The sequence below is a fragment of the Agromyces zhanjiangensis genome (assembly GCF_040496055.1).
Classification (GTDB): Bacteria; Actinomycetota; Actinomycetes; order Actinomycetales; family Microbacteriaceae; genus Agromyces; species Agromyces zhanjiangensis.
Genome location: NZ_JBEPKB010000013.1, coordinates 1 through 26,629 on the forward strand (window position 1 = coordinate 1; position 26,629 = coordinate 26,629).

General features: G+C 72.8%; 21 protein-coding genes and 2 tRNA genes. 17 read left to right on the plus strand and 6 right to left on the minus strand.

Annotated features, from left to right (window positions below; genetic code table 11):
- Positions 1–164 precede the first annotated feature (164 nt).
- Positions 165–1,430, minus strand: coding sequence for an ABC transporter substrate-binding protein (locus tag ABME02_RS18020; protein WP_353816742.1), 1,266 nt, complete (start codon positions 1,428–1,430; stop codon positions 165–167).
- Positions 1,431–1,701: 271 nt separating this feature from the next.
- Between ABME02_RS18020 and ABME02_RS18025 the strand changes: the two genes are divergently transcribed.
- The 4 genes from ABME02_RS18025 (at position 1,702) to ABME02_RS18040 (ending at position 6,252) form a co-directional block, all read left to right on the plus strand.
- On the plus strand, positions 1,702–2,433 hold the full coding sequence (locus tag ABME02_RS18025; protein ID WP_353816743.1) for an amidase domain-containing protein: 732 nt from the start codon (positions 1,702–1,704) through the stop codon (positions 2,431–2,433).
- Positions 2,434–2,498: 65 nt separating this feature from the next.
- Complete coding sequence (locus tag ABME02_RS18030) at positions 2,499–3,239, plus strand: M15 family metallopeptidase (protein WP_353816744.1); 741 nt, start codon at positions 2,499–2,501, stop codon at positions 3,237–3,239.
- Between the two features lie 64 nt (positions 3,240–3,303).
- Entirely contained in the window at positions 3,304–4,554 is a 1,251-nt protein-coding gene (locus ABME02_RS18035) for an MFS transporter (RefSeq protein ID WP_353816745.1), read from the plus strand.
- 141 nt (positions 4,555–4,695) lie between these two features.
- Positions 4,696–6,252, plus strand: coding sequence for an amidase domain-containing protein (locus ABME02_RS18040; RefSeq protein WP_353816746.1), 1,557 nt, complete (start codon positions 4,696–4,698; stop codon positions 6,250–6,252).
- 4 nt (positions 6,253–6,256) lie between these two features.
- Here the strand turns inward: ABME02_RS18040 and ABME02_RS18045 are convergent, their stop codons facing one another.
- A complete protein-coding gene (locus tag ABME02_RS18045) occupies positions 6,257–7,486 on the minus strand; it encodes a polysaccharide pyruvyl transferase family protein (RefSeq protein WP_353816747.1) in 1,230 nt (409 codons plus the stop codon).
- A 129-nt stretch (positions 7,487–7,615) separates the two neighbouring features.
- Here ABME02_RS18045 and ABME02_RS18050 point away from each other — a divergent pair, with 129 nt between their 5' ends.
- Together ABME02_RS18050 and ABME02_RS18055 are read left to right on the plus strand one after the other, a co-directional pair.
- The gene (locus ABME02_RS18050) at positions 7,616–9,772 is read left to right on the plus strand and encodes a glycosyltransferase (protein WP_353816748.1); all 2,157 of its coding nucleotides are present in this window, start codon (positions 7,616–7,618) and stop codon (positions 9,770–9,772) included.
- Positions 9,769–11,118, plus strand: coding sequence for a nucleotide disphospho-sugar-binding domain-containing protein (locus tag ABME02_RS18055; protein ID WP_353816749.1), 1,350 nt, complete (start codon positions 9,769–9,771; stop codon positions 11,116–11,118). The genes ABME02_RS18050 and ABME02_RS18055 overlap by 4 nt, the downstream gene beginning before the upstream one ends.
- Here ABME02_RS18055 and ABME02_RS18060 read toward each other — a convergent pair.
- From ABME02_RS18060 to ABME02_RS18070, 3 genes are all read right to left on the minus strand, one after another.
- Positions 11,013–11,723, minus strand: coding sequence for a hypothetical protein (locus ABME02_RS18060; protein ID WP_353816750.1), 711 nt, complete (start codon positions 11,721–11,723; stop codon positions 11,013–11,015). The genes ABME02_RS18055 and ABME02_RS18060 overlap by 106 nt on opposite strands.
- A gap of 82 nt (positions 11,724–11,805) precedes the next feature.
- On the minus strand, positions 11,806–13,437 hold the full coding sequence (gene pgm / locus ABME02_RS18065; protein WP_353816751.1) for a phosphoglucomutase (alpha-D-glucose-1,6-bisphosphate-dependent): 1,632 nt from the start codon (positions 13,435–13,437) through the stop codon (positions 11,806–11,808).
- A 58-nt stretch (positions 13,438–13,495) separates the two neighbouring features.
- Entirely contained in the window at positions 13,496–14,782 is a 1,287-nt protein-coding gene (locus ABME02_RS18070; RefSeq protein WP_353816752.1) for a DUF445 domain-containing protein, read from the minus strand.
- 263 nt (positions 14,783–15,045) lie between these two features.
- Here ABME02_RS18070 and pheA point away from each other — a divergent pair, with 263 nt between their 5' ends.
- From pheA to ABME02_RS18085, 3 genes are read left to right on the plus strand one after another with little or no spacing between them, the layout of a single operon-like run.
- A complete protein-coding gene (gene pheA, locus ABME02_RS18075; protein WP_353816753.1) occupies positions 15,046–16,005 on the plus strand; it encodes a prephenate dehydratase in 960 nt (319 codons plus the stop codon).
- A 5-nt stretch (positions 16,006–16,010) separates the two neighbouring features.
- A complete protein-coding gene (locus tag ABME02_RS18080) occupies positions 16,011–16,673 on the plus strand; it encodes a hypothetical protein (protein WP_353816754.1) in 663 nt (220 codons plus the stop codon).
- Positions 16,673–16,975 (plus strand): hypothetical protein, encoded by a 303-nt coding sequence (locus tag ABME02_RS18085; protein ID WP_353816755.1) that lies wholly within the window; start codon positions 16,673–16,675, stop codon positions 16,973–16,975. Before ABME02_RS18080 ends, ABME02_RS18085 begins: the two co-directional genes overlap by 1 nt.
- Before the next feature lie 49 nt (positions 16,976–17,024).
- On the opposite strand, the gene ABME02_RS18090 is transcribed toward ABME02_RS18085, so the two are convergent.
- Entirely contained in the window at positions 17,025–18,269 is a 1,245-nt protein-coding gene (locus ABME02_RS18090) for a diacylglycerol/lipid kinase family protein (protein WP_353816756.1), read from the minus strand.
- A gap of 93 nt (positions 18,270–18,362) precedes the next feature.
- On the opposite strand from ABME02_RS18090, the gene serS reads away from it, so the two are divergent.
- From serS to ABME02_RS18130, 8 genes are all read left to right on the plus strand, one after another.
- Positions 18,363–19,631: a serine--tRNA ligase gene (gene serS, locus ABME02_RS18095; RefSeq protein WP_353816757.1), complete on the plus strand. Its 1,269-nt coding sequence runs from the start codon at positions 18,363–18,365 to the stop codon at positions 19,629–19,631.
- Positions 19,628–20,440: an HAD family hydrolase gene (locus ABME02_RS18100; protein WP_353816758.1), complete on the plus strand. Its 813-nt coding sequence runs from the start codon at positions 19,628–19,630 to the stop codon at positions 20,438–20,440. Before serS ends, ABME02_RS18100 begins: the two co-directional genes overlap by 4 nt.
- A 91-nt stretch (positions 20,441–20,531) precedes the next feature.
- Positions 20,532–21,947: an LCP family glycopolymer transferase gene (locus ABME02_RS18105; RefSeq protein WP_353816759.1), complete on the plus strand. Its 1,416-nt coding sequence runs from the start codon at positions 20,532–20,534 to the stop codon at positions 21,945–21,947.
- Positions 21,948–22,098: 151 nt separating this feature from the next.
- Positions 22,099–22,183, plus strand: a tRNA-Ser gene (locus ABME02_RS18110).
- Positions 22,184–22,230: 47 nt separating this feature from the next.
- Positions 22,231–23,541, plus strand: coding sequence for an LCP family protein (locus tag ABME02_RS18115; RefSeq protein ID WP_353816760.1), 1,311 nt, complete (start codon positions 22,231–22,233; stop codon positions 23,539–23,541).
- Between the two features lie 98 nt (positions 23,542–23,639).
- Positions 23,640–23,728: transfer RNA gene (locus ABME02_RS18120), tRNA-Ser, on the plus strand.
- A 156-nt stretch (positions 23,729–23,884) separates the two neighbouring features.
- The gene (gene acs / locus ABME02_RS18125; protein WP_353816761.1) at positions 23,885–25,918 is read left to right on the plus strand and encodes an acetate--CoA ligase; all 2,034 of its coding nucleotides are present in this window, start codon (positions 23,885–23,887) and stop codon (positions 25,916–25,918) included.
- A gap of 91 nt (positions 25,919–26,009) precedes the next feature.
- The gene (locus ABME02_RS18130; RefSeq protein WP_353816762.1) at positions 26,010–26,483 is read left to right on the plus strand and encodes a hypothetical protein; all 474 of its coding nucleotides are present in this window, start codon (positions 26,010–26,012) and stop codon (positions 26,481–26,483) included.
- Positions 26,484–26,629: the final 146 nt, after the last annotated feature.

Genomic DNA, 26,629 nt, shown 5'->3' on the forward strand with positions numbered 1-26,629 from the left:
GGGGGGGGGGGGGGGGGGGGGGGGGGGGGGGGGGGGGGGGGGGGGGGGGGGGGGGGGGGGGGGGGGGGGGGGGGGGGGGGGGGGGGGGGGGGGGGGGGGGGGGGGGGGGGGGGGGGGGGGGGGGGGGGTGCGGGCCGATGCGGGCCCGCACCCCCGTGTCGGCCTTAGAAGGCCTCGACCTCGCCGACCCAGGTGTTCCAGGACGACGACGCGTCCTCGGACCCGTCGAACACGCGGTTGACCGCGTTCTGGAGCGCGTCGTGGTACTTGAAGTAGTCGGCGTCCTTGTACGGGGCGACCGACACGGCCGCGGCGCGGCTGGAGAGGATCTCGCCGGTCGGCGCGTCGTTGAAGTACTCGTTGGTCGCGCTCGCGAGCTCATCGCCCTCGAGGGCCTCGAGCTGGCTCGGGAACGTGCCCGCGTTGGCGAAGGCCTTCATCTGCGTCTCGGGGCTGGTCAGCCAGTCCGCGAGCTCGAGGGCCGCCTCGACGTTCTCGCCGTCGGCCGGGACGGTCAGGTAGGACCCGCCCCAGTTGCCGCCGCCGTTCGGGAAGACGTCCGCGACGTCCCAGCCGGACACGTCCGCGGCGGAGCCGGAGATGACGCCGAGCATCCAGCCCGGGCAGAGCATGGTCGCGAACTCGCCGTTCGCCATCGAGGCGAACCAGTCGTCGGACCACTGGCCGGAGTACGCCGAGTTGGGGATGGCGCGCTCGGTCACGAGCTCGTAGGCGTCCGCGATCTCGGGGTTCTCCGTGGCGATCACGGTGCCGTCGGGCTCGGTGTAGGTGTACTCGATCTGGTTGACGATGCCCTGGAGCACCGAGTTGGCCGAGTCGATCATCGGCTTGCCGGTGGCCTCGCGGTAGTCGTCCGCGACGTCGAGGAAGTGCTCCCAGTCGCCGTCGAACAGCTCGGCGACCGACTCGCGGTCGCTCGGGAGTCCGGCGGACTCGAAGAGGTCGGCGCGGTAGCAGATGCCCTGCGGGCCGATGTCGGTGCCGAAGCCGATGAGGCGACCGTCGGCGTCCGTCGCGGCGGCTTCCTTCCAGTCGAGCCAGCGGCCCTTGACGCTGTCGGGCGCCTCGGCGAGCAGGTCGGAGTACTGCATGGCCTCGGCGAACCAGTCGATCTCGACCGCCTCGATGTCGGCCAGGCCGCCCTTGCCGAGCTTCTGGAAGTAGTTGGCGCGGGCGTCGCCGGACTCGGCGGCGACGTTGTGGACGATGGTCACGTCCGGGTGCTCGTCCATGTACTCCTGGAGGAGCTCGTCGGTGTAGCCGAAGTTGTTGAACGTGGCGACGGTCAGCTCGATCGGGCCGCCGTCGTCCGAGGCGGTGTCGTCGCCGGCGGCGCAGCCGGTGGCGATGAGGGCGAACGATGCGGCGCCTGCGAGTGCGGCGATCGCCTTGGTGCGTCGTGAAAGCATCACGGTCACTCCCTTGTGTGCGTGGAATCGGATTGCGGGCGCGTCGTTCAAGCGCCGGTGATCTCGGGTGAGAGCGCTCTCACGATGCGGTTCACGAGACTAAGCAGTCGTCAGTGCATCTGTCAAGAGAGCGCTCTCATGTCGCGATGATCGTGACCGTCGCGTGACCGTCCCGCGCCCCCGGCGGCGCACACCTCCGGCACCGGCGACGCACCGCTCGCACGCAGCCCGCTCCCGGCTTCCTCAGAGGCGTCGCGGTTAGCGTGAACGCGTGCCACGAACCCGAACCTCCCGTCGCCGTGCCGTGGCGACCCTGCTCGGCGTGGCCACCCTCGGCGGGCTCTGCCTGACCGGCTGCGGCGGCATCCCGCCGCTGCCTCCGCAGGTCGCGTCGGCCGACTCGGCATCGCCGACGCGGAACGGCGGAATCGACGCCGACGACGGCGAATCCCCCGACGACGAGTCGGGTTCCGACGTCGCCGGCTTCGGCGACGAGCTCGGATTCGTGGCCGACGAGACGAGCGACCCCGCCGTGCTGGCGCAACTCGACTACGCCCTCGCATACTGGTCGGACTACAACGTCGAGGAGTGGGGCGTGCTGGAAGGCAACGATTGCGTCAACTTCGCCAGTCAGGCGCTGGTCGCGCGCGGGTGGGCGCAGACCGAGGAGTGGAACCACGGCGGCGACCCGTACTCGTCGACCGCGTCGTGGCGCAGCTCGACCGCGATGCACGACTGGCTCGCCGACCACCCCGAGCTCGCGACACCGCTCGACGACGACGAACGCGAGCTCGTGCGGCTCGGCGACGTCGTCCAGTTCGACTGGGACCGGTCGGGCGACCGCGACCACACGGGCATCGTGACGCGCATCGCACGCGGCGACGGAGAGGTGCGCATCTACTTCGCCGGGCACACGAAGGACAGCGCCTACCGCGACGTCGACGTCGCGATCACCGAAGAGCACCCCGGGGCCGAGGTCTACTACTGGAGCCTCGCCGGGTGATGTCGTCCGGAACCGGCCCATCTCCTCGCGTCCGACGCAACCGCCTGATCGCCGCCCTCATCGGAATGGTCCTGGTCGCCGCCGTCGCCGTCTGGGCGATCCTCGCGTTCACCCCGTCGGCCGACTCCGCCGCGCCGACGCCGACGCCGACGCCGTCGCCCGCACCGACCGCGACCCCGCGCCCGGCCCCGACGGCGACGTCGACGCCGACTCCCGTCGACACCTTCGACAGGACGGCGCACTCGATCGACGACCCGGACAGCATCTGGGTGGTCGTCGACAAGCTCCGTCCGCTGGATCCGGCGGACTACGAGCCCGCCGATCTCGTCGTCGTCCCCGTCCCGCACACGTGGGAGCCGCTCATGCGCGCCGAGGCATCCGACGCGATCGTGAAGATGTTCCAGGCCGCGTCCGCCGAGGCGGGGCTCTCGCTCGCCTCGAACAGCGCCTATCGGTCCTACGAGGCGCAGGAGCGGGTCTACGACAACGACGACGAGCTCACCGCGCGCCCGGGGTTCAGCGAGCACCAGACCGGTCTCACCATGGACATCGGCCCGGAGTCGGGCAACTGCTCGCTGGCCGTGTGCTTCGGTGACACGCCCGAAGGCCAGTGGCTCCGCGACAACGCGTACCGCTTCGGGTTCCTCCTCCGCTACCCGGCCGACAAGGTGCAGGTCACGGGCTACCAGTTCGAGCCGTGGCACTTCCGCTACATCGGCACCGATCTCTCGAACGAGATGCACGAGAAGGGCGTGACGACGCTCGAGGAGTTCTTCGGCCTCCCGGCGGCGCCGAACTATGAGTGATCGGAGCCCGGAACCGTCGGGTGCCGCTGCGGCGGGACGCGCCTCGCCGAGTGCCGGTGAGCGGATGCCGGGTCACGAGCCCGCACGTGGCCGCCAGGGCCTGCAGCTGGGCCTCCTGATCGTCAACCAGCTGCTCGCGGGCATCGGCGTCGCGACCGGCATGACGCTCGCCGCGATCCTGGTCGCGGACCTGACGGGCGTGACGGCGCTGGGCGGCCTCTCGCAGTCGGCCAGCGTGCTGGGTGCGGCGGTCGCGGCCATCCCGCTCGCGCGGCTCGCCGTCCGCTCCGGCCGGCACGTCGCACTCGCGACGGGCTACGCGTCGTCGGCGCTCGGCGCGGTGCTCATCGTCGTGGCGGCGTCGACCGGCCTCGTGCCCGTCGTCTTCCTCGGCCTGGCCGCGTTCGGAGCCGGCACCGCCGCCGGCCTGCAGGCGCGGTTCGCCGCGACCGAGGTGGCATCGCCCGGGTTCGAGGCCCGCTCGATGTCGCTCGTCCTCTGGGCGACCACGATCGGGTCGGTCGCCGGGCCGCTGCTGTCGTCGACCGGCGACCAGCTCGGCCGGGCGATCGGGCTGCCGGCGCTCGTCGGGCCGTTCGTGCTGTCCGGCGCGGTCTTCGCGATCGCCACGCTCGTCGCGGCCGCCGTGCTCAGGCTGCCGAAGGCCGGCCGGCTCGTCGCCGACGACTCCGGCGCCGGATCGAGCGAGCGCGTCGGGTCGTGGCCGGCCTTCCGTGCGGCCTTCCGCGACGCTCGCGGGCGCCTGGCGATCCTCGCGATCGTGTGCGCGCACACGGTCATGGTGGGCGTGATGGTCATGACGCCGGTGCACATGACCGGCCACGGGGTGCCGATCGCCATGGTGGGCGTCGTCATCAGCATCCACATCCTGGGCATGTACGCGGCGAGCCCGCTGATGGGCTGGCTCGTCGACCGGGTGGGCGCGCCGCGGGTGATCGCCCTCGGCGGCGCCATCCTGCTCGTCTCGACGCTCATCGGCGTCTTCGCGCCCGGCGATTCGATGGTGCTCATCCCGGTCGCGCTCGGATTGCTCGGGCTCGGGTGGTCGGCGGCCCTGATCGGCGGCTCGACGCTGCTCACGACGACGGTCGAGCCGGCCTCGCGCGTCGCGCTGCAGGGGGCGACGGATGCCGCGATGAACGTCGCCGCCGCGGCATCCGCCGCGCTCTCGGGTGTCGTGCTCGGGCTCGCCGGCTTCGCGGGCGTGAACGTGGTCGCGATGGTCGTGCTCGTGCCGCTGGTGGTGGCCGGCGTCGCGCTGGCGCGCCGAGCGCGCCGCGAACGCACCGCCTGAGCGGCCCGGGCGTCCGAGGCGACGACGGCGCCGATGATCGCGCTCTCACGGTCCTCCCAGTAGGCGCGAGGGAACCTCACAAGATCGCGTGATGGGCTGTGGTGTCCCCCGAAATGCCGACACGGAACAGCCCCACGCCTCGTGCCACGAAACCTCCTCCAGCCTGCCCACCGCCGCTCGACGTACCGCGCTCCCCACCCTGATGCCGCGCGCGACTTCGACCTGACGCAGCCCTCCGCCGACGTCGAGCCCGACGGCCGTCGGGGCGCGGCGCTCGCCGCGATCCGCGCCGAGCTCGACCTTCCCGAGTCCGGTGTGGTGCGGACGGCATCCGCGGAGCCGACCCGCCCCGGCGCGGCCCGGTCGACGTTCACCCCGGCCGCGCCCGGACCCCGGACCCCCATCGACTCGACCGTGCCCGATCCGGCCGAGCCGAACCCCGATGCCGCGGCCGCCGGTGCGGCGACGTCCGTCGACTCGACCGTGCCCGATCCGGCCGAGCCGACCGCCCCCGAGCCGAGCGCCGGCGACCCGGGCGCCCCCGACCCGGCCGCGCCCCACCCGGGCGGTGCGGATGCCGGCGCCCGCACCGCCGGCATCCGCGGAGTCGGCGCGAGCTTCGGGTTCCCGCGGCACCGCGCCGACCGCCGGGGCAACCGTCGCCCCTCGAGCGGCCCGCGCCGGCCCCTCCTCGTGGCGTGCGCGGCGTTCCTCCTCGGCAGCGCCGTCGGCGGCGGCGTGCTCGTGAACGGCATGGACGGCACGGCCGCGGCGAACACGTCCGCGCGGGAGGCCGCGATCGACGAGCTCGCGGCGTCCACCGGCGAGGACGACAGCGTCATCCCCCCGGTGACGACGGACGACCGCCCGGTCGTCACGACCGAGTTGTCCGCGAGCGAGGCGCCGTTCACGGGCGGCACGCGGATCACGGTCGAGGGCCGCAACCTCGACCACGTCGCCGAGGTCACCGTCGCCGGCGCCCCGGCGGAGATCGTGGAGTCCGACGCCGCCACGATCACGTTCGCCGTGCCCGCGGTCGACGACTCCGTGCGGGGCGACGCCGAGGTGGTCCTCGCGGGCGCCGACGGCTCGACCGTCGACGTCGAGGTGCCCGTGGCATCCGCCCCCGCGTCGATCACGACCTCGGTCCAGGGCATCATCGAGGCGTCCGCCCCGCTCGAGGCCCACGAGGTCGACCGCGAACCGCTCTCGATCACGTACACCGACGACCCCGGCATCGAGGCGCAGGTCTCGTACGTGCTCGCGCACTGGTCGAACTACAACACCGCCGAGTACGCCGTCCTGGGCGGCGTCGACTGCGCGAACTTCGCCAGCCAGTCGCTCATCGCGCGCGGCTGGGAGATGGACGCCGCGTGGAACTACGACCGCGGCACCGGGCAGATGACGAGCGCGTGGTCGAGCTCGACCGCGCTGCGCGACTACCTGCGCACGCGCACCGACGTCGCGACCGAGCTCACCGACGCGCAGCGCGGCGAGGTCAAGGTCGGCGACATCGCCCAGTTCGACTGGGACGGCTCGGGAGACCGCGACCACACGGCCGTCGTCACCCGGGTCGAGCACACCGACGACGGCACGAAGGTCTGGGTCGGCGGCCACACGAAGGACGCCGACTACTGGGACGTCGACGTCGCGCTCGCGACGGGCGGCGGCTCGGTGTCGTACTTCTCGCTGCGCTGAGCGCTCACCCCGCGACGATACCGGCGACGCGGTCGAACCAGCTCGCGGACTCCTCCATCGCCCGGTCGCGCAGCGCCAGCGCCGTCGTCCGGGTCGTCGCCCGGCGCTCCCAGACGCGACCGAGCGCGTCGTCTCCCTCGCCGGACGCGGCCAGGCCGAGCGGGATCACGCCGTCCTGGCCCCACCAGCCGGTCGCGCCCCGCAGCTTCACGGCGGTGTAGTCGTCGGCCGAGAGCGCGGCGACCGGGACGCCGGCAGCGGTGGCGAACACCGCCGGGTGGTAGCGACTCGTCACGAGCATCGCCGCGGCGCGCGCGAGCCGCGCCGCTGAGCGCGCGTCGCCGGGCTGGAGCACCTCGGCGGGTGAGCACATGGCGTCGCGGACGGCGGCGTGGAGCACCTCGTCGCCGGCCTCGATCCCCGGATCGAGCGAGCCGAAGTGCGGGTGGAAGCGCACGGGCGCGCCGACGCGATCCGCCACGCGGTCGAGTGCCGAGGCGAGGCCTCGGACCGTCTCGTCGCGCGGAAGGCCGCCGAGGTGGAGCGAGAGGCTGGCGAGCACGTACGGCTCCGAGCCGCCGGCGCCGGGGCCGGCGTCGAGGTCGGGGCCCGCATCGGACCGCGGGTCGCCGATCCCGAGGAAGCTCGCATCGTCGCGGGTGCCGGCGAGTCGATCGGTCGGCACGCCGAGCTCGCGCGCGAGCGCCAGCGACGCCGGTTCGCGCACGCCGACGAGCCGGGCGGATCGCAGGAGCTCGGCGACGAGCGCCCGGTCGGGCCCATCGAGCCACGGGCCGAGGGTCTGGCCGGAGACGACCAGCGGGCGTCCGAGTTCCTCCGCGATCGCGCCGAGCGCCGCGCGCTCGAAGACGTGCGTCGGCCAGTTCGACGCGAGGTTCCCCCCGCCCGCGATCACCACGGCGTCGGCCCCGGCGACGGCCTCGATCACGGCCGCAGCCGGGTCGCCGTCGGCGAGGGTCGGCGCTCCGCCCGAGGCGGACCGCACCGCCTCGAGCCGCTCATCCATCCGTGCGCGCGTTCCGCTGAAGCCGATGCGCGCGACGGCGGCGAGGTCGTACCGGTCCGCGGTCTCCTCCGGTGCGGCGGAGATCGCCGTGACCGCGTCGACGCCCCGATCGCGAAGCGCGTCGACCATGGCGTCGAACATCGCCTCGTCGCCGATGTGCATCATCCCGTCCACGACGCCGACGTCGCCGATCGCCACGATCCGCATGCGCGCCACCTCCCAGCGAACTGTCAACCGGGTGACAGGAACGTCCATTGTGCCGAAGTATCATCCAGATCGCATGCGCCGTCGACGTCGGATCCAGCCGCGTCGAGCGCCGCGGGCAGGGGGATCGCCATGGGGGTCATGACCGCACTCGACGACGTGCTCGCCGCGCCCACGATCATCGACGCGATGCGTGCGGCGGACGATCTCGCGTTCGAGGCCGGGCGCGACCCCGGCGCACGCACCATCCGGATCCTCCATCGGGTGGCACGCGGAGACGACGAGCTCGCCGCGATCGCCGCGACGCACGCGCTCGCCGGAATGCTCGACGAGGAGGCGTCCCGCGTGCTGGTCGACCTCCTGGCGGACGATCGGGAGTTCGAGCGCGAGCACGCCGCCTGGGCGCTCGGATCCGGCCTGCCTCGGCATGCGGCCGTGGGGGGCCTCCTGCGCATGGTCGTCGCCGGCGGATTCACCGGCATGCTCGCCCAGCGCACCCTCGAGCAGTGGTCGGGATTCGCCCCGGCTCCGCTCGTGGCGGGCGTCGAGGGCGGCCTGCTCGGCATCGACGATCCGGCCCGGCGGGCGCGGCTCGTCGAGACGCTGGGACTCGTCCGGGATCGGCTCGCCACCGCACCGCTGGTGCGCCTCGCCTCGGACCCGGCCGAGCCGGAGCAGGTCCGCATCGCGGCGGTCGCGGCGCTCGGCCAGCGTCCCGACCCGGTCGCGGTCACGGCGACGCTGGAGTCGATCGCCGCGGCCGGCGGAACGCTCGGTGCGGTCGCGCGCCTCGCGCTCGTCGACGTGGCCGCGACCGGACCGATCCGTTCACGAGGCGCGACGGGTGCGACGGTGGCGCAGCTGTTCCTCCACGCCGACATCGACCCGGCGATGAGCACCGCCGGCGCGGGGGACAACGGCGGCATCGCGACCCTGCTCGTCCGACTCGGCGACGCCCTCGTCCGCGATCCCGGGACCGCCGTCGACCGGGTCATCACGCTGTCGCGCGGCTCCGTCACCGGTGCCCTCGACGATCTCGTCTCCGTCGAGGCGTCGGAGCGGGGACACGAGTACGGCCGCATCCCGCTCCTGCACGACCCCGTCCCGGCCTCCGACGCGTGGCCGCTGCGCGTCGCGGCACGGCGGGGCATCCGTCGGATCCTGCGCGCCGCGGGCGGCGTCGACGTGCTCCACCTGCGGATGGCCGACGTCGGGAGCCTCGCCGCGGCGGACGTGGCACGCGAGCTCGGCACGCCGGTGGTCTTCACGCTCGCACCCGATCCGCACGCGGTGATCGACTCGCTCGACCGGTCGGGCCGCGTCGGTCGTGGCGACTTCGGCCGGGTCGACCTGGTGGAGCACTTCTGGTTCCGCACCCGGCTGGTCCACCGGCTGGCCGCCAACGCCGCGCACACGGTGCTGTTCCCGCGACCGCGGCTCGAGGAGGACCTGCGTCGCCTCCTCGGAGTCGACTCCTCCTCGGACGACGGACGGCGCACCGTCGTGCCGGAGGGCGTCGACGCCCCCGCGATCGACCGCGCTGTGGCCGAGGCGGAGGCCTACCGTCACGACACGGGCGCGTCGCCCGCGCTCGACGAGCTCCGCGACCTCGTCGACGGGCTTGCCCCCGAACGTCGCGGCCTGCCTCTGATCCTGAGCGTCGGCCGCCTGCACCGCGTGAAGGGGATGGCCTCGCTCGTGGAGGCGTGGGCGGCCTCGTCGATCGCGTCGCAGGCGAACCTCCTGCTGGTCGGCGGCGACCTCGACTCGCCCTCGGAGGACGAGCGCGAGCAGCTCGATCGGATCGACGCCCTCGTGCCGGCGGCCGAGCGGGCGCATCGCGGGCTCCTGATGCCGGGCCACCGGCCCAACGACGTCGTCGCACGCTGGCTCGCGGGAGCCCGGCTCGGGGTGCCGCGGGCGGTCGCTCCCGGCGGCGTCTACGTGTGCGCCAGCCTGAAGGAGGAGTTCGGCATCGCGCTGCTCGAGGCGATGGCGGCCGGGCTGTTCGTAGTCGCGCCCGACGGCGGCGGACCGGCGACCTACGTCGACGACGGCGAGACGGGCATCCTCACGGCCACGTGGGATGTCGCGCAGCTGGGCTCCGCGGTGGATGCGGCGGTGACCGCGGCACGGGCCGAACCCGACGACCGACGGGCGGAGCGCTCGCGCACCGTGGTCCGCGAGCGCTTCACGGTCCAGCGGATGGCCGAGGCCCTCGGCGGCGTGTACCGGACCGTCGCGCGCGACGAGGCGGGCCTGCTCGAATCCGCGGAGCGCGCGCGATGACGCTCCTCGTGATCAGCCCCGACTACGCGTCCCACCTGCTCCCGCTCGCGACGCTCGCGACGGCGTGGCGGGACCGCGGCGAACGCGTCGTGGTCGCGAGCGGACCGGCGACCGCCGGCATCGTCGGGGCGTTCGGGTTCGAGCGCCGTGACCTCCGACTGGGGCGCGGCTCCAATCCGGGCGTCATCGCCGCGGGGGAGCAGCCGCCCGACGAGGGCGCGTCGCTCCGCGGCTTCTTCCGCGCCACCGAGGAGGGTGCGCTGGCGACGCTCGGCTACCAGGCGCGGGAGCGGCTCACCGACCTGATGTGGGACCCGGTCGGCCGTGCCGCGGAGACCGCGCGGATCGTCGACGACCTCGCTCCCGACCAGGTGCTCGTCGACCACCTCGCGTTCAGCGCGCGACTCGGGCTGCTGGGCGCGGGCACGCCCCACGGCGACGTCGTGCTGGGCCATCCGAGTGCCCTGCCGGTGGGGACAGAGGTCTACGGCCTGCCACCGGCGTGGCCCTCGGCGTTCGACCCCGATCCCGGCGGGCTCGAGGCGTTGGAGCACCTGTGCCGAACCGTCGCGGAGCGGTTCACCGGCGAGTGGAATCGCGCGGCGAGCACCCTCGACCCGGGCCATCGCGCCGTCGACGACGCGTTCGCCGAGCACGGCCCGCTCGTGCTGTACAACTACCCCTCCGAGCTGGTGGACGACGCCCGGCGACGCCTCCTCCCGCCTCACCGGTTCCTCGGTTCGGCACGACGCGACGAGGCGGAGGACGCGGAGGTCGAGGCGTGGCTCGAGCACCGTCGGTCCTTCGTCTACGTGAGCTTCGGGAGCTTCCTCTCGGTCCGCGGCGACGTCCTCGCGCGGGTCGCCGACGCGCTCCGCATGATCGGCGCGACCGCGGCCGTCGCGACGGGGTCGACCGACGCGGGGGAACTCGGCGACCTGCCGCGCGACTGGCTGGTGCGCGACTACCTGCCCCAGGTGCGGCTGCTGGGCGCGGCGGCCGCGGCCGTCACGCACGGCGGCAACAACTCCGTGACCGAGGCGATCGGGTCGGGCGTGCCCCTGGTGGTCCTGCCGTTCTCGACCGACCAGTTCGCCGGTGCCGCCGCGGTGGAGTGGGCGGGCTTCGGCGAGGCCCTGGATCCGAACGGCGCGACCACGGAGGAACTCGCGGGCGCCCTCCGCCGCGTGCTCGACCTTCCCGCAGACGCTCGTCGGAGTCTCGACGCCGTCGCTGCGGCTCAGGCCGCGAGGCCCGGGCCCGAGGTCGCGTTCGAGGCCCTCACGGCCAGGCCCTCGGCGACGAGCGCGGTCATCTCGTCGACGTCGCAGAATGCGTCGCGATAACGCCCCATCAGTGCGGCGTTCCGGTCGTACTGCGCTCCGGCGCGCACCTCGGGCTCGTGCGAGAGCGCGTAGACGGTGCCCCCGTGCCGCTGCGGTGGTGCGCCGAGGAGGGTCTCGTGCGCGAGCCGCCAGGCGGAGTCCTCGAACCCCCACCCCCGGAACCGCTCGTCCTGCCCGCCGTGCGCCGCCCACGTCCGCGCCGTCGTGACGTAGACCCCGGAGCAGGCCCCGTCGACGACCACGTGCGAGCAGTCGGCCGGCGAGACGCCGGTGGCGAGTTCGGCGGTGCCCTCGGGCCCGAGCCAGCGGTACGTCGTGTAGGGCAGGTGCACCCGCCCGCTCGTGCGAGCTGCCGCGATCGCCTCCCGAAGCGTCGCCGCCTCGGGCAGGGTGTCGGCGTCGTTGATGACGACGACGTCGTCGGGGTCGGCGAGTCGGGCGACGGCGAGGTTGCGCGTGCGCGCCAGCACGAACACGTCGTCGTCGCTGTCGATCGTCTCGATGCGGAACTCCGGCAGCTCGGTCCGGTACCAGGCGAGGACGCGGTCGAACGAGGGGATCCGCGACGGCGCCGGACGCCAGGGGATCACGACGAGGTTGGTCACGACGTCATGCTAGGCACGGCGGCAGCGCCGCGCCCCGGCTTGACAGGGACGCGGCGGTGCGCTTGCCCGGGCGCGCGCCCGCCTACGCCGAGCCGAGCGCCGCGTCGACGATCCGCTTGGCCTCGGCCTGCACCTCGGCGAGGTGCTCCGGGCCGCTGAACGACTCCGCGTAGATCTTGTAGACGTCTTCGGTGCCGCTCGGCCGCGCCGCGAACCACGCGTGCTCCGTCGCGACCTTCACACCGCCGACGGCGGCCCCGTTGCCCGGTGCGTGCGAGAGCTTCGCCGTGATCGGCTCGCCCGCGAGCTCGGTCGCCGAGATCGCGTCGCCGTCGAGCTTGCCGAGCGCGGACTTCTGCGCAGCGGATGCCGCGGCATCCGTGCGCTCGTAGGCCGGCGCGCCGAAGCGCTCGACGAGTTCGGCGTACAGCTCGCTCGGCGACTTGCCCGTCACCGCGCGGATCTCGGAGGCCAGCAGGCACAGCAGGATGCCGTCCTTGTCGGTCGTCCAGACGGTGCCGTCCTTGCGGAGGAACGACGCCCCCGCGCTCTCCTCGCCGCCGAACGCGACCGAGCCGTCGATGAGGCCGGGCACGAACCACTTGAAGCCGACCGGAACCTCCCAGAGGCGGCGGCCGAGCGACTCTGCGACGCGGTCGATCATCGAGCTCGAGACGAGCGTCTTGCCGATCGCGGCATCCGCCGGCCAGTCGGGCCGGTGCGTGTAGAGGTACTCGATCGCGACCGCGAGGTAGTGGTTCGGGTTCATCAGGCCGCCGTCGGGCGTGACGATGCCGTGGCGGTCGGCGTCGGCGTCGTTGCCGGTGAGGATGTCGTACCCCTCGCGGTTCGCGAGCACCGAGGCCATCGCGTTGGGGCTCGACGGGTCCATGCGGATCTTGCCGTCCCAGTCGAGGGTCATGAACGACCAGCGCGTGTCGACCTTCTCGTTCACGACCGTGAGGTCGATGCCGTAGCGGTCGCGGATCGCGCCCCAGTAGCCGACCGACGCGCCGCCCAGCGGGTCGGCGCCGATCCTGATGCCGCTCGCCCTGATCGCGTCGAAGTCGATGATGCTCGCCAGGTCGTCGACGTAGCGGCCGCGGAAGTCGTAGGTCTCGACCGCGCTCGGCTCGGCCTGGTTCACATCGCGGCACCCGTCTGCGATGAGCTCGTTGGCGCGGTTCGCGATCCAGCTGGTGGCGTCCGAGTCGGCCGGGCCGCCGTGCGGCGGGTTGTACTTGAAGCCGCCGTCCTGCGGCGGGTTGTGGCTCGGGGTGATGACGATGCCGTCGGCCTCGCCCTCGGCGCGGCGCTCGGGGTCGTTGTTCCAGCTGAGGATCGCGTGGCTGAGCGCCGGCGTCGGCACGTAGTCGTCGTACTCGTCGGTGAGCACGCGCACGCCGTTGGCGACGAGCACGTCGAGCGCCGTCGTCTGGGCGGGGCCGCTCAGTGCGTGCGTGTCGGCGCCGATGAACAGCGGGCCGGTGATGCCCTGCCCCGCGCGGTACTCGACGATGGCCTGCGTGATCGCGAGGATGTGGTCCTCGTTGAACGCGGTGTTCAGCGACGAGCCGCGGTGGCCCGAGGTGCCGAAGACGACCCGCTGCTCGGGGATCGAGGCATCCGGATGCAGGTCGTAGTAGGCCCTCAGCAGGGCCTCCACGTCGATCAGGTCGGATTCGGTCGCCGGGGTTCCCGCTCGCTCGTGCATGCCCCAAGTCTGCCGCGCACGCCTGCCGCGCGACACCCCCTCTCGGCGGGCTCGGAGGTCAGGCGAGGGCCCCGATCGCGGTGGCGATCGAGTGGATCGCGAGCCCGGCCAGCGCCCCGACGACCGTGCCGTTGATGCGGATGTACTGCAGGTCGCGCCCGACCTGCAGCTCGATCTTCTGGGTCGTCTCGGTCGGGTCCCACCGCTCCACGGTCTCGGTGATGACCCCCGCGATCTCGTGGCGGTACTTGCCGACGACGTAGGCCGCGGCATCCGTCACCCAGACGTCGACCTTCGCGGCGAGCTCCTCGTCGGCGGCGAGGCGGGTGCCGACCTCGATGAGCGCCGAGCGCACGCCGGTGCGCAGCTCGCTCGCCGGGTCCTCGAGCGACGCGGCGATCGAGACCTTGACCGAGTCCCACACCTCGCCCGCGAACTCGCGCAGGCGAGGGCTCTCGACGAGGTCGAGCTTCAGCCGCTCGATGCGCTCGATCATCGCCGGGTCGTGCTGGAGGTCGTCGGCGACCTCGGCCAGCCAGCGGTCGATCGCGAGGCGCAGCGGATGCCGCGGCTCGTCGCGCACGGACCTGGCGAACGCGAGCACCTCACGGTAGGCCCGGTCGTCGACGAGCCCGCCGACGAAGCCCGGCACCCACTTCGGCAGCCGGCTGGAGACCATGGTGCCGAACGCCTCCGGGTGCGCGGCCAGCCACGTCTCGACCTTCTCGAGCACGGCGTCGACCGCCGCGCGCTGCTGGTCGGCGGCGACGAGCCTGGCGCCGACCCGTCCGATCGCGGGCCCCCACTCCGGCTCCAGCAGGTGCCGTCGGGCGAGCTGCTCGATGACGTCCGCCACGTCGTCGTCGCCGAGGAGCGAGAGCACGCCGCGTCCGGCGACGGAGGCCTCGGCGGTCACCCGCTCGGCGTTCTCGGGCTCTCGCAGCCACTCGCCGAGTCGCCGGGCGACGCCCATCGAGCGCAGCTTGCCGGTGACGACGGCCTCGGAGAGGAACTCATCCTCGACGAAGGCGCCCAGGGTCGCGCCGATCTCGTCCTTCCGGCGCGGGATGATCGCCGTGTGCGGGATCGGCAGCCCGAGCGGATGCCGGAACAGCGCCGTGACCGCGAACCAGTCGGCGATCGCGCCGACCATCGCGCCCTCGGCCGCGGCGCGCACGAAGCCCATCCAGGGCATGCTCTCCTGGAGGGGGAAGGCGACCGCGAAGACCGCGGCGGCCACGAGCAGCAGGCCGAGGGCGATGCGCTTCATGCGACGCAGGGCGATGCGCCGCTCCTCGTCGGTCGGCACCGCGCGGCGCGCCGCCGCGGCATCCGTCGTCGTCATGTCGCCCCCGCCCCGACTCGTCAGGTCTCGCGTCGCCTCGCTCCCGTGCGAGCGTCCAGAATTCAGGATCGGCTGACGACCAGCCTGCGCGCAATCCAGGACGCGGACGAGGGGGCACGCGGTGGGGCGCCGATTCGCCTCGTGCCCGGCCCGGACCGAGCCCGCCCATCCTGAATCCTGCGCGCGCGTCCCGAGGTGACGCGCCCGGCCGTCCCGAATTCAGACCGAGGTCATGCGTGGACCTCGCGCCGTAGGCTTGCGGCATGACGGATGCCGCCCACCCACACCCCGACGAGACGTACTCGTACCTCGGGCCGGCCGGCACGTTCACCGAGGCCGCGCTCAAGCAGGTGCCCGAGGCGGCGGGCAAGCACTGGCGCAGCGTCAACAACGTGGGGGAGGCCCTCGCCGACGTCGTCGACGGGCGCTCCACCGCCGCGATGATCGCGATCGAGAACTCGGTCGACGGCGGCGTGTCTGCCACGCAGGACGCGCTCGCGACCGTCGCCGGCCTCCGCATCGTCGGCGAGTACCTCGTGCCCGTGAACTTCGTGCTCGTCGCGCGCCCCGGCACGCGGCTCGACGAGGTCCGCGTCGTCAACGCCCACCCGGTGGCCTACGCGCAGTCGCGCGGATGGCTCGAGCGCGAACTCCCCGACCACGCCCACCTGCCCGCGACGAGCAACGTCCAGGCCGCGGCATCCCTCTTCGAGAACGGCCTGGCGGATGCCGCGGTCGCCCCGCCCGGCATCGTCGACCACCTCGACGTCGAGGTGCTGGCCGAGTCGATCGGCGACAACCCGAACGCCATGACCCGGTTCGTGCTGGTCAGCCGGTCGCGGCGGATCCCGGCGCGCACCGGTGCCGACAAGACGAGCGTCATCGTCGAACTGCCCGACGACGAGCCGGGCTCGCTGCTGGCGATGCTCGAGCAGTTCTCGACGCGCGGCGTCAACATGTCGCTCCTGCAGTCGCGCCCGATCGGCGACGAGATGGGCCGCTACCGGTTCGTCATCGACCTCGACGGCCACGTCGAGGACGAGCGCGTGTACGACTCGCTGCTCGGCCTCCGCCGCTTCAGTCCGAAGGTGATCTTCCTCGGCTCCTACCCACGCGCCGACCGCCGCGAGGTCGAGTACCACTCGAAGTACGACGACGAGATCTTCATCGAGGCGCGCGACTGGCTGCGCGGCATCCTGAGCGGGGAACCCGAGGAGGACTGACGGTCATGACCGACCAGCCCGGGCGCGACATCGACCCGCGGTACGACCCGCGCTTCCAGCGAGGCTGGGACGGGTCTGCGGATGCCGGGGTGCCGCGACAGCCCGAGGAGGTCCGCGATCAGGACCCCGGGCCGCCGCCGGTCGCCGCGCCGACCGATGATCCGACCGGCGACGCCGCGGGGATGTCGGTCGCTGCCGGAGTGGACGAGGGCCGCGGCGGGCCGCAGGCGCTCCCACCGGCGACGTCCGAGGCGGTCACGTCGGCCTCGGCCTCGGTGGCCTCGGAGCCGACCGGGGACTCGGAGCCCACCGACGTGCCGGGCCCCCTCGCCCCGAGCGGAGCCGCCCGGGTGCCCGGACGCCCCGTCCGGCAGGCGGAGGCCGACCGCATCATGCGCGTCGCCTTCGGCGTCGCCTGGGGTGTGGCCGCGCTCGCGCTGCTGATCGGGATGTGGTCGGTCTCCGTCGTCGTGGACCAGGGCCCGTTCGGCGCGCCGGGGCAGGGCTCGGGCGACATGACGATGCGGGCGTTCGCCTATTCCGCCGGTCCGGCCCTGCTCGGTTCGGCGGTCACCGGAATCGCGGTGCTGACCGTCGCCGACGGCATCCGACGGACCCGGCGCCCCGTCACGCGAACCAGCCGGACGTCCGCGACCGGAGCCCGCTGATGGAGGTCCGTCGGGCGATCCTCTCGCCGAACGTCATCGCGCTCGTCGTCCTCGGCGTGCTCGGGCTCGTCGTGCTCTGGGTCATGACCTCGTGGCTCGTCGAACTCGACTCGGGCGCGATCTTCGACGACACCGACCGAGACGCGCAGCGGCGCTACTACCTGATGTCCACGCTGCCGTACATGCTCTCCGGGGCTGCGGTCTCGGCCCTGCTCGCCAGCCTGCTCGGGCTGCCGCTGCTCATCGGCGCCCGGCTCGTCGCGATCAGGCAGGAGCCGACGGCGACGTCCACGAGTCCGTGACGCGCACGACGAGCGCCTTCGGGTCGATCGTGAAGCGGGCCGCGGGGAGCTAGCGTTCGGCGGCGCCCGGCTCGGGATCGGGTCCGGCGCCCGGGTCGGCGTCCTCGCCCGACGTCGGCTCATCCGGGTCGGGCTGCGTCGCCATCGCCTTCCGCGCTTCGACCTCGGCCAGCTCGAGCTCGGACGTCGCGAGCTCCTCGTGCGGTTCCCGTTCCGACGGTCGGTCTCCGCTCGCCGACGGTGCGACGGTGCGCTTGCCGACTCCGCCGGTCGTCCGCCCGGCACCCTGCTCGGACACGCGGACGATGAGCGCCTTCGGGTCGATCACGAACCGTGCCGCGGTGATCGTGCCCATCTCCTCGCCGTCGATCTCGAACTCCTGCGCCTCGCCGTCGATGATCACGTCGATCGAGTTGCCGCTCGAGTAGACGACCTCGCGGCCCTTGTTGCCGCCGGTGAGGTCGATGAGCTGGCGGCCGAGCGCCGTCTTGCGCAGCACCCGGTTCTCCCACGCGATCTTGCGCCAGACCAGCAACCATCCCCAGAAGTTCTTCGGCTGCAGCCGGACGACGTCGAGACGCCCGTCGTCGATCTCGGCGTCGGGGATCAGCTCGATGTTGCCGGGCAGGTAGCCGAGGTTCGCCACCAGCATGCTCGCGACCCTCGAGCGGTGCGTGCGCCCGCCGTCCATGCGGTGCGCCACCCTGAACGGCTCGGAGTTCGGGATGGCCCGGATTCCCGCGTCGACGTAGGCGAGCCATCCGACGCGCTTCTTCAGCTCGGGGTCGGTGTTCGCGATCATCGCCGCGTCGAAGCCGATGCCGCTCATCACGAGCGACACCTCGCTCTCGGTCGAACCGTCGGCACGGCGCACCTTGACCCGGAGCACGTCGACGGCGCGGTCGGTCCCGGTGAAGGCGAGCTTCGCTGCGCCGGGGACGTCGTTCACGGGGATCCCGATGTTGCGCGCGAACAGGTTGCCCGTGCCGAGCGGCACGATGCCGACCGGGATCTTCTCGCCCTGGAGCCCCTCGGCGACCGCGCGGGCCGTGCCGTCGCCGCCCGCGGCGATGATCAGGTCGACGCCGGCCTCGACCGCTTCCTTGGCCTGCCCGGTGCCGGGGTCGTCCTCCTGGGTCTCGATCCAGAGCGTGTCGGAGAACCCGTGCTCGCCCTCGAGCTCGTGCACCGCCGTGCGGAGCTGATCGATGCCCTGCTTCACCGGATTGAAGATGACCGCGACGCGCTTGGTTCCGCCGCCGGCATCCGCCTGATTCCCATCGACCCCGCTCATGGGTCGAATCTAGGGCATCGCGCCTGTGCGGATGCCGGTGGATGCCGGCGTGCGTCGGAAGGGGCGCCGGGGGCCCTGACTAGACTGGCTCGGGTGATCGACCCCGTGCTGCTCCGCGAGAACCCCGACCTGGTCAAGCGATCGCAGGAGGCGCGCGGCGAGTCCCCGGCCTTCGTCGACGACGCCGTCGCCGCCGATGCCGCCCGCCGAGCCGCGATCTCCGCATTCGAGTCGCTCCGCGCCGAGCAGAACGCGTTCGGCAAGCAGGTCGCGAAGGCGCCCAAGGAGGAGAAGGCCGCGCTGGTCGCCCAGGCGCAGGAGCTCGCGGCGAAGGTCAAGCAGGCCAACGCGGATGCCTCGGCCGCCGAGGACGCGTTCGCCACCGCGGTGCAGCGCATCGGCAACGTCGTCATCGAGGGCGTTCCCGTCGGCGGCGAGGAGGACTTCGAGGTCCTCCGCGAGGTGGGCGAGATCCCGGCGTTCGGCTTCGAGCCGCGCGATCACCTCGAGATCGGCGAGCTGCTCGACGGCATCGACATGGCCAGGGGTGCCAAGGTGTCCGGGGCCCGGTTCCACTTCCTCAAGGGCGTCGGCGCGCGCCTGCAGCTCGCGATCATGAACATGGGGCTCGACAAGGCGATCGGCAACGGCTTCACGCCGCTCATCACCCCGACGCTCGTTCGCCCGGAGATCATGCAGGGCACCGGCTTCCTCGGCGCGCACGCCGAGGAGGTCTACCACCTGCCCGCCGACGACCTGTACCTCACCGGCACGAGCGAGGTCGCGCTCGCCGGGTACCACGCCGACGAGATCCTCGACCTCTCGGCCGGTCCGATCCGCTACGCGGGCTGGTCGACCTGCTACCGCCGCGAGGCCGGCAGCCACGGAAAGGACACGCGCGGCATCATCCGCGTGCACCAGTTCGACAAGCTCGAGATGTTCAGCTACGTCGACCCCGCCGACGCGGAGGAGGAGCACGAACGGCTCCTCGCCTGGCAGGAGGAGATGCTGCAGGCGCTCGGCCTCGCCTACCGCGTCATCGACGTCGCCGCCGGCGACCTCGGCTCGAGCGCGGCGCGCAAGTTCGACGTCGAGGCCTGGGTGCCGACCCAGCAGGCGTTCCGCGAGCTCACGTCGACGTCGAACTGCACCACGTTCCAGGCGCGCCGCCTCGACATCCGCCACCGCACCGAGAGCGGGAAGACGGCGCCCGTCGCGACGCTGAACGGCACGCTCGCGACGACCCGGTGGATCGTCGCGATCCTCGAGACGCACCAGCAGGCCGACGGCTCGGTGGTGGTGCCCGACGGGCTCCGGAGCTGGCTCGGCGGCCTCGAGGTGCTCCGCCCCGTCGAGCGATGATCGCCGCTGCCGACGAGCGCTGGTTCGTCGCCCTCGACGTCGACGGCACCATCATGCACGAGGACGAGTCGATCGATCCGGTGGTGGTCGACGCCGTGGCGTCCGCCGTCGCCCGCGGCCATGTCGTCACGCTCGCCACCGGACGCTCCTGGTCGACGACGCGGCCCGTGCTCGAGCACCTCGGCCTCGAGCCCGAGTACGTCGTGACCGCGAACGGCGCCATCACGATGCGCCGCGACCCGTCGTCGCCAGACGGGTGGACCCAGGCGCACGTCGAGACGTTCGACCCGACCGACGTGCTGCTGCGCATCCGCGACGAGCTCCCGAGCGGCCGGTTCCTCGTCGAGCTCGCCGACGGCTTCCGGCTGTTCACCCGCGGAATGTCCGACTGGAACCTCCAGCGGGCGCGCGAGGTGGAGTTCGACGGACTGCTCGGCCAGCCTGCGACCCGTGTCGTCGCGACCTCGGTCGATCACGGCCTCGACGAGTTCTTCGGCCTGGTCGAGCGCATGGGGCTGCACCACGTCAGCTACGCGATCGGCTGGACCGCGTGGCTCGACATCGCCCCCGACGGGGTGAACAAGGCCACCGCCCTCGAGCGGGTGCGCGGATGGCTCGGGGTGCCGCTGCGGCGCGTCATCGCCGTCGGCGACGGGCGGAACGACATCGAGATGTTCCACTGGGCCGGCGCCGCAGGCCGCGCGGTCGCGATGGGCCAGGCGCCGGCCGAGGTCGCCGCCGCCGCGCACGAGCGCACCGGCAGGATCGAGGAGGCGGGACTCGCGCCAGTGCTCGACTCGCTCCCCTGAGTCGTGCTCGCGGCCCGTTGCAGCGACCCGCGGGGCCATGTTCCCGCCCTGATCAGGGCCGACGTGGTTAGGATCGCCAACGGGGGGCCGCGTGAGCGATCTGATCGACGCACCGCAGGACGGCACGCCGACGGATGACGACGGCGTGCCCGACGGCCATGTCCGGCTGCCCGCCGTCATCCCGCCCCCAGCGCCGCCGGCATCACGGCTGCCGCCCGTGCTCACCGACGCGGCGGTGCCGCCCGCCCATCACGGGAGGCTCCGGCGCCGCAGCGCCGTGCGGGCCGTGGTCGGCGCCGTCGGCGCGACGCTCGCGGTGCTGCTGGTGGCGATGGGCGTGATCGCCGCCTACGCGGTGAGTTCGATCGTCACGCCGGTCGCGGCGAAGCCGAGCGTGAAGTTCGAGAGCGAGCAGGTGCTCGAGAGCGTGCCCGACATCGGCGCGATGGAGGGAGGCCTCAACTTCCTGCTCGTCGGCAGCGACAAGCGGCCCTCGAACGGCGCGTTCGGCGACCCCGACATCGAGTCCGGCGTCCTGAACGACGTGACGATGCTCCTGCACATCTCCCAGGACCACCAGCACGCCGAGGTGGTGAGCTTCCCGCGCGACATGCTCGTCGACGTCCCCGAGTGCCCCGATCCCGAGGATCCGGAGGGCTTCGGCTACTCCGCGCGGTACGGCGTGAAGATCAACACGATCCTCAACGACGGCGGGATGGGCTGCATCGCGACGACGCTGGAGCAGATGCTCGGCATCACCATCCCGGTCGGCGGGGTGGTGGAGTTCGACGGCGTCGCAGCGCTGTCGGAGGCCGTCGGCGGCGTCGAGGTCTGCGTCGTCGACCCGATCTACGACGCCTACACCGGCCTCGCGCTCGACGCCGGTTCGCACGCCATCAAGGGGTACGAGGCGCTTGCGTTCCTCCGCACCCGGCACGCCGTCGGCGACGGCAGCGACCTCGCCCGCATCTCGAGCCAGCAGTCGTTCCTCGCCTCGCTCGCGCGCACGCTCCAGTCGGCTGGGACGCTCGGCGACCCCGTGAAGCTCTACGGCATCGCGCGAGCCGTCGTCACGAACATGACGCTCTCCTCCGGGCTGCAGGACCTCGGGCGCCTGGTCTCCGTCGCCCGCGCGCTGCAGTCGACCGACCTCGACCGGATCGCCTTCATCCAGTACCCGACCGTCTACACGGAGGACCTGAGCGCGGTCGTCCCGGCGGAGTCCGCGAGCGTCGTCGCCGCCGCCCTGCAGCAGGACGTCGCCGTGCAATTCGATCCGACGGCGACCGACGGCACCCCGTTCGGGACGGTCGATCCGAACGACACGGAACTCCCCGAGGAGCCCGTCGCCGAGCCGTCCGACACACCCGAGGCGAGCGAGCCGGCCGCCCCCTCCGGCACGGCGACGCCCGAGCCGACGCCCGAGCCGACGGCCGAGGCGCTCCCGGGCAACGTGAGCGGGCAGACCGCGGCCGAGGTGCGCTGCGCGGCGGCGAATACGGGCTGATCCGGTGTTTCGCGCCCCCGCCCGCCGGGATGGTTCAGGGCGCTCACAGCCGGGACGTGGAAACCTGTTCCGAATACGGTTCGGCTAGAATCGGGGCCTGCCCAGCCCGTCGACGTGCCGCGGAAACGCGGTCCGACGGCGTGCCGGGCGAGGAGGGCTGTCCGAGCGGCCGATGGAGCTGGTCTTGAAAACCAGTGGGCAGCAATGCCTCGTGGGTTCGAATCCCACGCCCTCCGCCGAAAGCCCCAGGAACGAGACCGACCGAGATCCGAGAGGAGACCGCGTGAGCCGCCCCTCCCCGCAGGCCAGCTCCCGACCCGCCGCCTCGAGCACGCGCCACGGGCGCCTCCGGCGGAACGGCGTCATCGGAACGGTCACGAAGGCACTCGCCTCGGTCGTCGCTGTGGTCCTCACCTCGGGTGCCGCCGTCGCCGCCTATGCGGCGTTCGACCTCGCCGCGACCGCGAAGCCGACGGTCACGCTGGGCAACGAGGACATCCTCGATGGGGTGCCCGACGTGGGCGCCATCGAGGGCGGGGTGAACCTGCTCGTGATCGGCAGCGACAGCCGTCAGGGCCAGGGCATGCAGTTCGGTGATCCCGACGTGGAGACCGCGGTCCTCAACGACGTGACCATGCTCATGCACATCTCCGAGGACCACTCGCACGCCGAGGTCATCAGCTTCCCCCGCGACATGCTCGTCGACGTTCCGGCCGGCTGCACCGACCCCGAGACGAACGAGGAGGTCTGGGAGCAGTACGACGTCAAGATCAACTCGGTGCTCTCGTACGGGGGCATGCCGTGCGTCGTGAAGACCGTGGAGCAGCTGACGGGCGTGCCGATCCTGTTCGCGAGTGTCGTGCAGTTCATGGGTGTCGCCGGACTCTCGGAGGCCGTGGGCGGCGTCGAGGTCTGCGTGGCGGAGCCGATCGAAGACGAGTACACCGGCACCTTCCTCGATGCCGGCACGCATTCGCTGGCGGGCATGGAGGCCCTGCAGTTCCTCCGCACCCGTCACGGGGTGGGCGACGGCTCGGACCTCGGCCGCATCTCGAACCAGCAGGTGTTCCTGTCGGCCCTCGCGCGCAAGCTGCAGAGCGACGGCACCTACACCGATCCCGTCAAGCTGTACGGCATCGCGAAGGCCGCCCTGGCGAACATGCAGCTCTCCGACAGCCTCACCGACCCGGCACGCATGGTCTCGATCGCGAAGGCGCTGAAGGACACCGATCTCTCCAAGATCGCGTTCATCCAGTACCCGACGGGCTACGTCGACGGCGGCGGTGCGGTCGCGCCGACCGAGTCGGCCTCCCTCGTGAACCAGGCGCTGCAGAACGACACCCCGGTCCTGCTCGACCCGAACGCGTCGGAGGACGTGTCGTTCGCCTCCGCCGGCGACCCGAACGCGACGCCGACCGAGGAGCCGGCCGCCGAGACGCCCACGGAGGAGACTCCCGCCGAGGAGCTGGCGACCGAGGCGCCCGCCGAGACGACGGCGCCCGAGCCGACGGAACAGGCGCTGCCGAGCGACGTCACCGGTCAGACCGCCGCCGAGACCCGCTGTTCCGCGGGGCGGACGCTCGCCGACCAGTAGCCGGGCGCCGCGCAACGCGGCATCCGCACCCGCCGAATCGTGTTTTCGGCGGGATGGCGGTTATGATGGCAGTCGCGTTCGCCTTCGGGTGTCCGCGAGGAGACGTCGCATAGTCCGGTCGAGTGCACCACCCTGCTAAGGTGGAGTCCCCGTAAGGGGACCGCGGGTTCAAATCCCGCCGTCTCCGCTCCGAGTTCCGAACCGAACGGTCGCGTGCATCGCGGCCGTTTCGCGTTTCCGGGACGTCTCCGCTGTTACGCCGCGGGACGCCGGCGCCGGGCGCCGCGCACCGCGCCGGATAGCGTCGAACGGGTCAGTGCCACCGATCCGTGGAGCCGCCCGCATGCTGCATCCCGCACCCTCGACCGCGCCTGCCGCGGCCGCCCGCACGCCCGCGATCACGACCCTGGCTGCCGAGTCGGCCGCGATCGCGCCGAGCCCGGCCTTCGCTGCGCAGGCCAACGCCGACGAGGCCTTCGTCGAGGCCGCCCGTGCCGACCCCGTGGCGTTCTGGGCGCGCGAGGCCGAGCGACTGGAATGGGCGACCCCGTGGCACACCGCCCACGAGTGGCGGCCGACGGATGCCGCGGGGCGGTCGATCCCCGAGGCGACGTGGTTCGCGGGCGGCCGGCTCAACGCGGCGGTGAACTGCGTCGACCGACACGTCGCGGCCGGTCGCGGTGGGAAGGTCGCGTTCCACTTCGAGGGCGAGCGCGGCGATCGGCGCACGGTGACCTACGCCGAGCTCGAGCGCGAGGTGGCACGCGCGGCGAACGCGCTCGCCGCGCTCGGCGTGGGGAAGGGCGACCGCGTCGTGCTCTACCTGCCCGTGCTCGTCGAGACGGTCGTGGCGACGCTCGCGGTCGCGCGGCTGGGCGCCGTCCACTCGCTCGTGTTCGGCGGGTTCTCGGCCGAGGCGCTGCGGTTCCGCGTCGCGGACACGGGCGCGAAGGTCGTGATCACGAGCGACGGGCAGTTCCGGCGCGGCGAGGCCGTGGCGGTGAAGGCCGCAGTCGACGAGGCGGTCGAGGGGCTCGAGCACGTGGAGCACGTCCTCGTCGTGCAACGGACGGGCGATGAGACGCCGGAGATCCCCTGGACCCCGGGGCGCGACGTCTGGTGGCACGACACGGTCGACGTGGCATCCGCTCACCACCGGGCCGAGGCGTTCGACGCCGAGACGCCCCTGTTCATCATCTACACGTCGGGCACGACGGGGCGCCCGAAGGGGCTGGTGCACACGACGGGCGGGTACCTCACGCACGTCGCGAGCACGTTCCACTCGGTGTTCGACGCGAAGCCGGACGACGTCTACTGGTGCACGGCCGATCTCGCGTGGGTCACGGCGCACAGCTACGTGCTCTACGGTCCGCTCGCGAACGGCGTCACGAGCGTGATCTTCGAGGGCACCCCGAATACGCCGCACCCCGGCCGCCACTTCGAGATCATCGAGCGCTACGGCGTGACGACGTACTACACGGCACCGACCCTGATCCGGTCGTTCATGGGCTGGTTTCCCGCCGGTGTGCCGGGCGAGTACGACCGATCGAGCATCCGCCTGCTCGGGTCCGTCGGCGAGGCGATCAACCCGGCGGCGTGGGAGTGGTTCCGGCGGGAGGTGGGCGGCGGCGACGCCCCGATCGTCGACACGTGGTGGCAGTCCGAGACGGGCGGTGCCGTGATGGCGCCGCTGCCCGGGCTCTCGCACCTGAAGCCCGGGTCGGCGCTGCGTGCCCTGCCGGGGCTCACGACGCGCGTCGTCGACGAACTCGGCGACGACGTCGCGCCCGGCGAGGGCGGGTACCTCGTGATCGACGGCACGTGGCCGGGCATGGCGCGGACGGTCTGGGGCGATGCCGAGCGCTACCGCGATTCGTACTGGGCGCGGTTCGCCGCGCGCGGCTACTTCTTCTCGGGTGACGGCGCGCGCGTCGACGGCGACGGCGACATCTGGCTGCTCGGCCGGGTGGACGACGTGATCAACGTCTCCGGGCACCGTCTCTCGACGATCGAGATCGAGTCCGCGCTCGTCGGGCACCCCGACGTCACCGAGGCCGGCGTCGTGGGCGTGACCGACGAGCGCACGGGCGAGGCGGTCGCCGCATTCGTCGTCGGCGACGGCCCGGGCGGCGGCGATGGCGTCGGCGCGGATGCCGCGGCTCGGGCCGCCGCCCTCAGGGCCCACGTCGCGGCGGCCATCGGGCCGATCGCGAAGCCCCGCGACATCCACTTCGTGCCCGACCTGCCGAAGACCCGCTCGGGCAAGATCATGCGGCGCCTCCTCGTCGACCTCGCCGAGAGGCGCCCGCTGGGGGACACGACCTCGTTGCAGGATGCCGCGGTGCCCGCCAGGATCGCGGCGTTGATCAGGGACTGACCGGCGGACCCGCGCGCTCGTGGCGCTGGATGGATGTCTGCGCGGGGGACTATGCTCCACCTGTTCCACAACACACAGGGGGAGTTGCAGAATGCGACGTTTCACGATGCCCGCGGCACTGGTCTTCGCCGGTGCGCTCGCGCTCACGGGCTGCGCGTCCGGCGGCGGCGGCGACACCGCCGCGACGGGGGAAGAGAGCTGTTCGTCGATCGCGGCGCAGATCCGCGACATCTCGAACGGCGTCCAGAACAACCTCGCCGCGCCGTCCTCGCTCGAGGGGCTCCAGGACTACCTGGGCGAGTCCTCGGAGCGGACCGATGCGCTCATCGAGGAGGCCGGCGACAGCGACGCGCTGATCGACTCGCTCGGCGAGTTCCAGACCGCGCTCAACGAGGTGTCGACCTACGCCGACGGCCTCGAGGAGGTGCCGTCCGAGGACGACCCGTCGGTGATGACCATCGAGCAGGACCCCGACGAGCTCGCCTCGCAGCAGTCGGCCGTGCAGGAGGCCTCGAGCGCCGTGGCCGCGTCCTGCGACGCCGATTCCGACTCCGACTCCGAGTAGGGCTCGACCGGGACGTCCGGTACCACGGCGGCCGGGGTGCGACGTTGTCGCGCCCCGGCCGTCGGCGTCGCCGGGTGCGGTCGGTGCGCGGCCGGCTCGCCGGGCACGGGCGGTAGCCCTGCGTCAACGGACGCCGCGGCGAAACA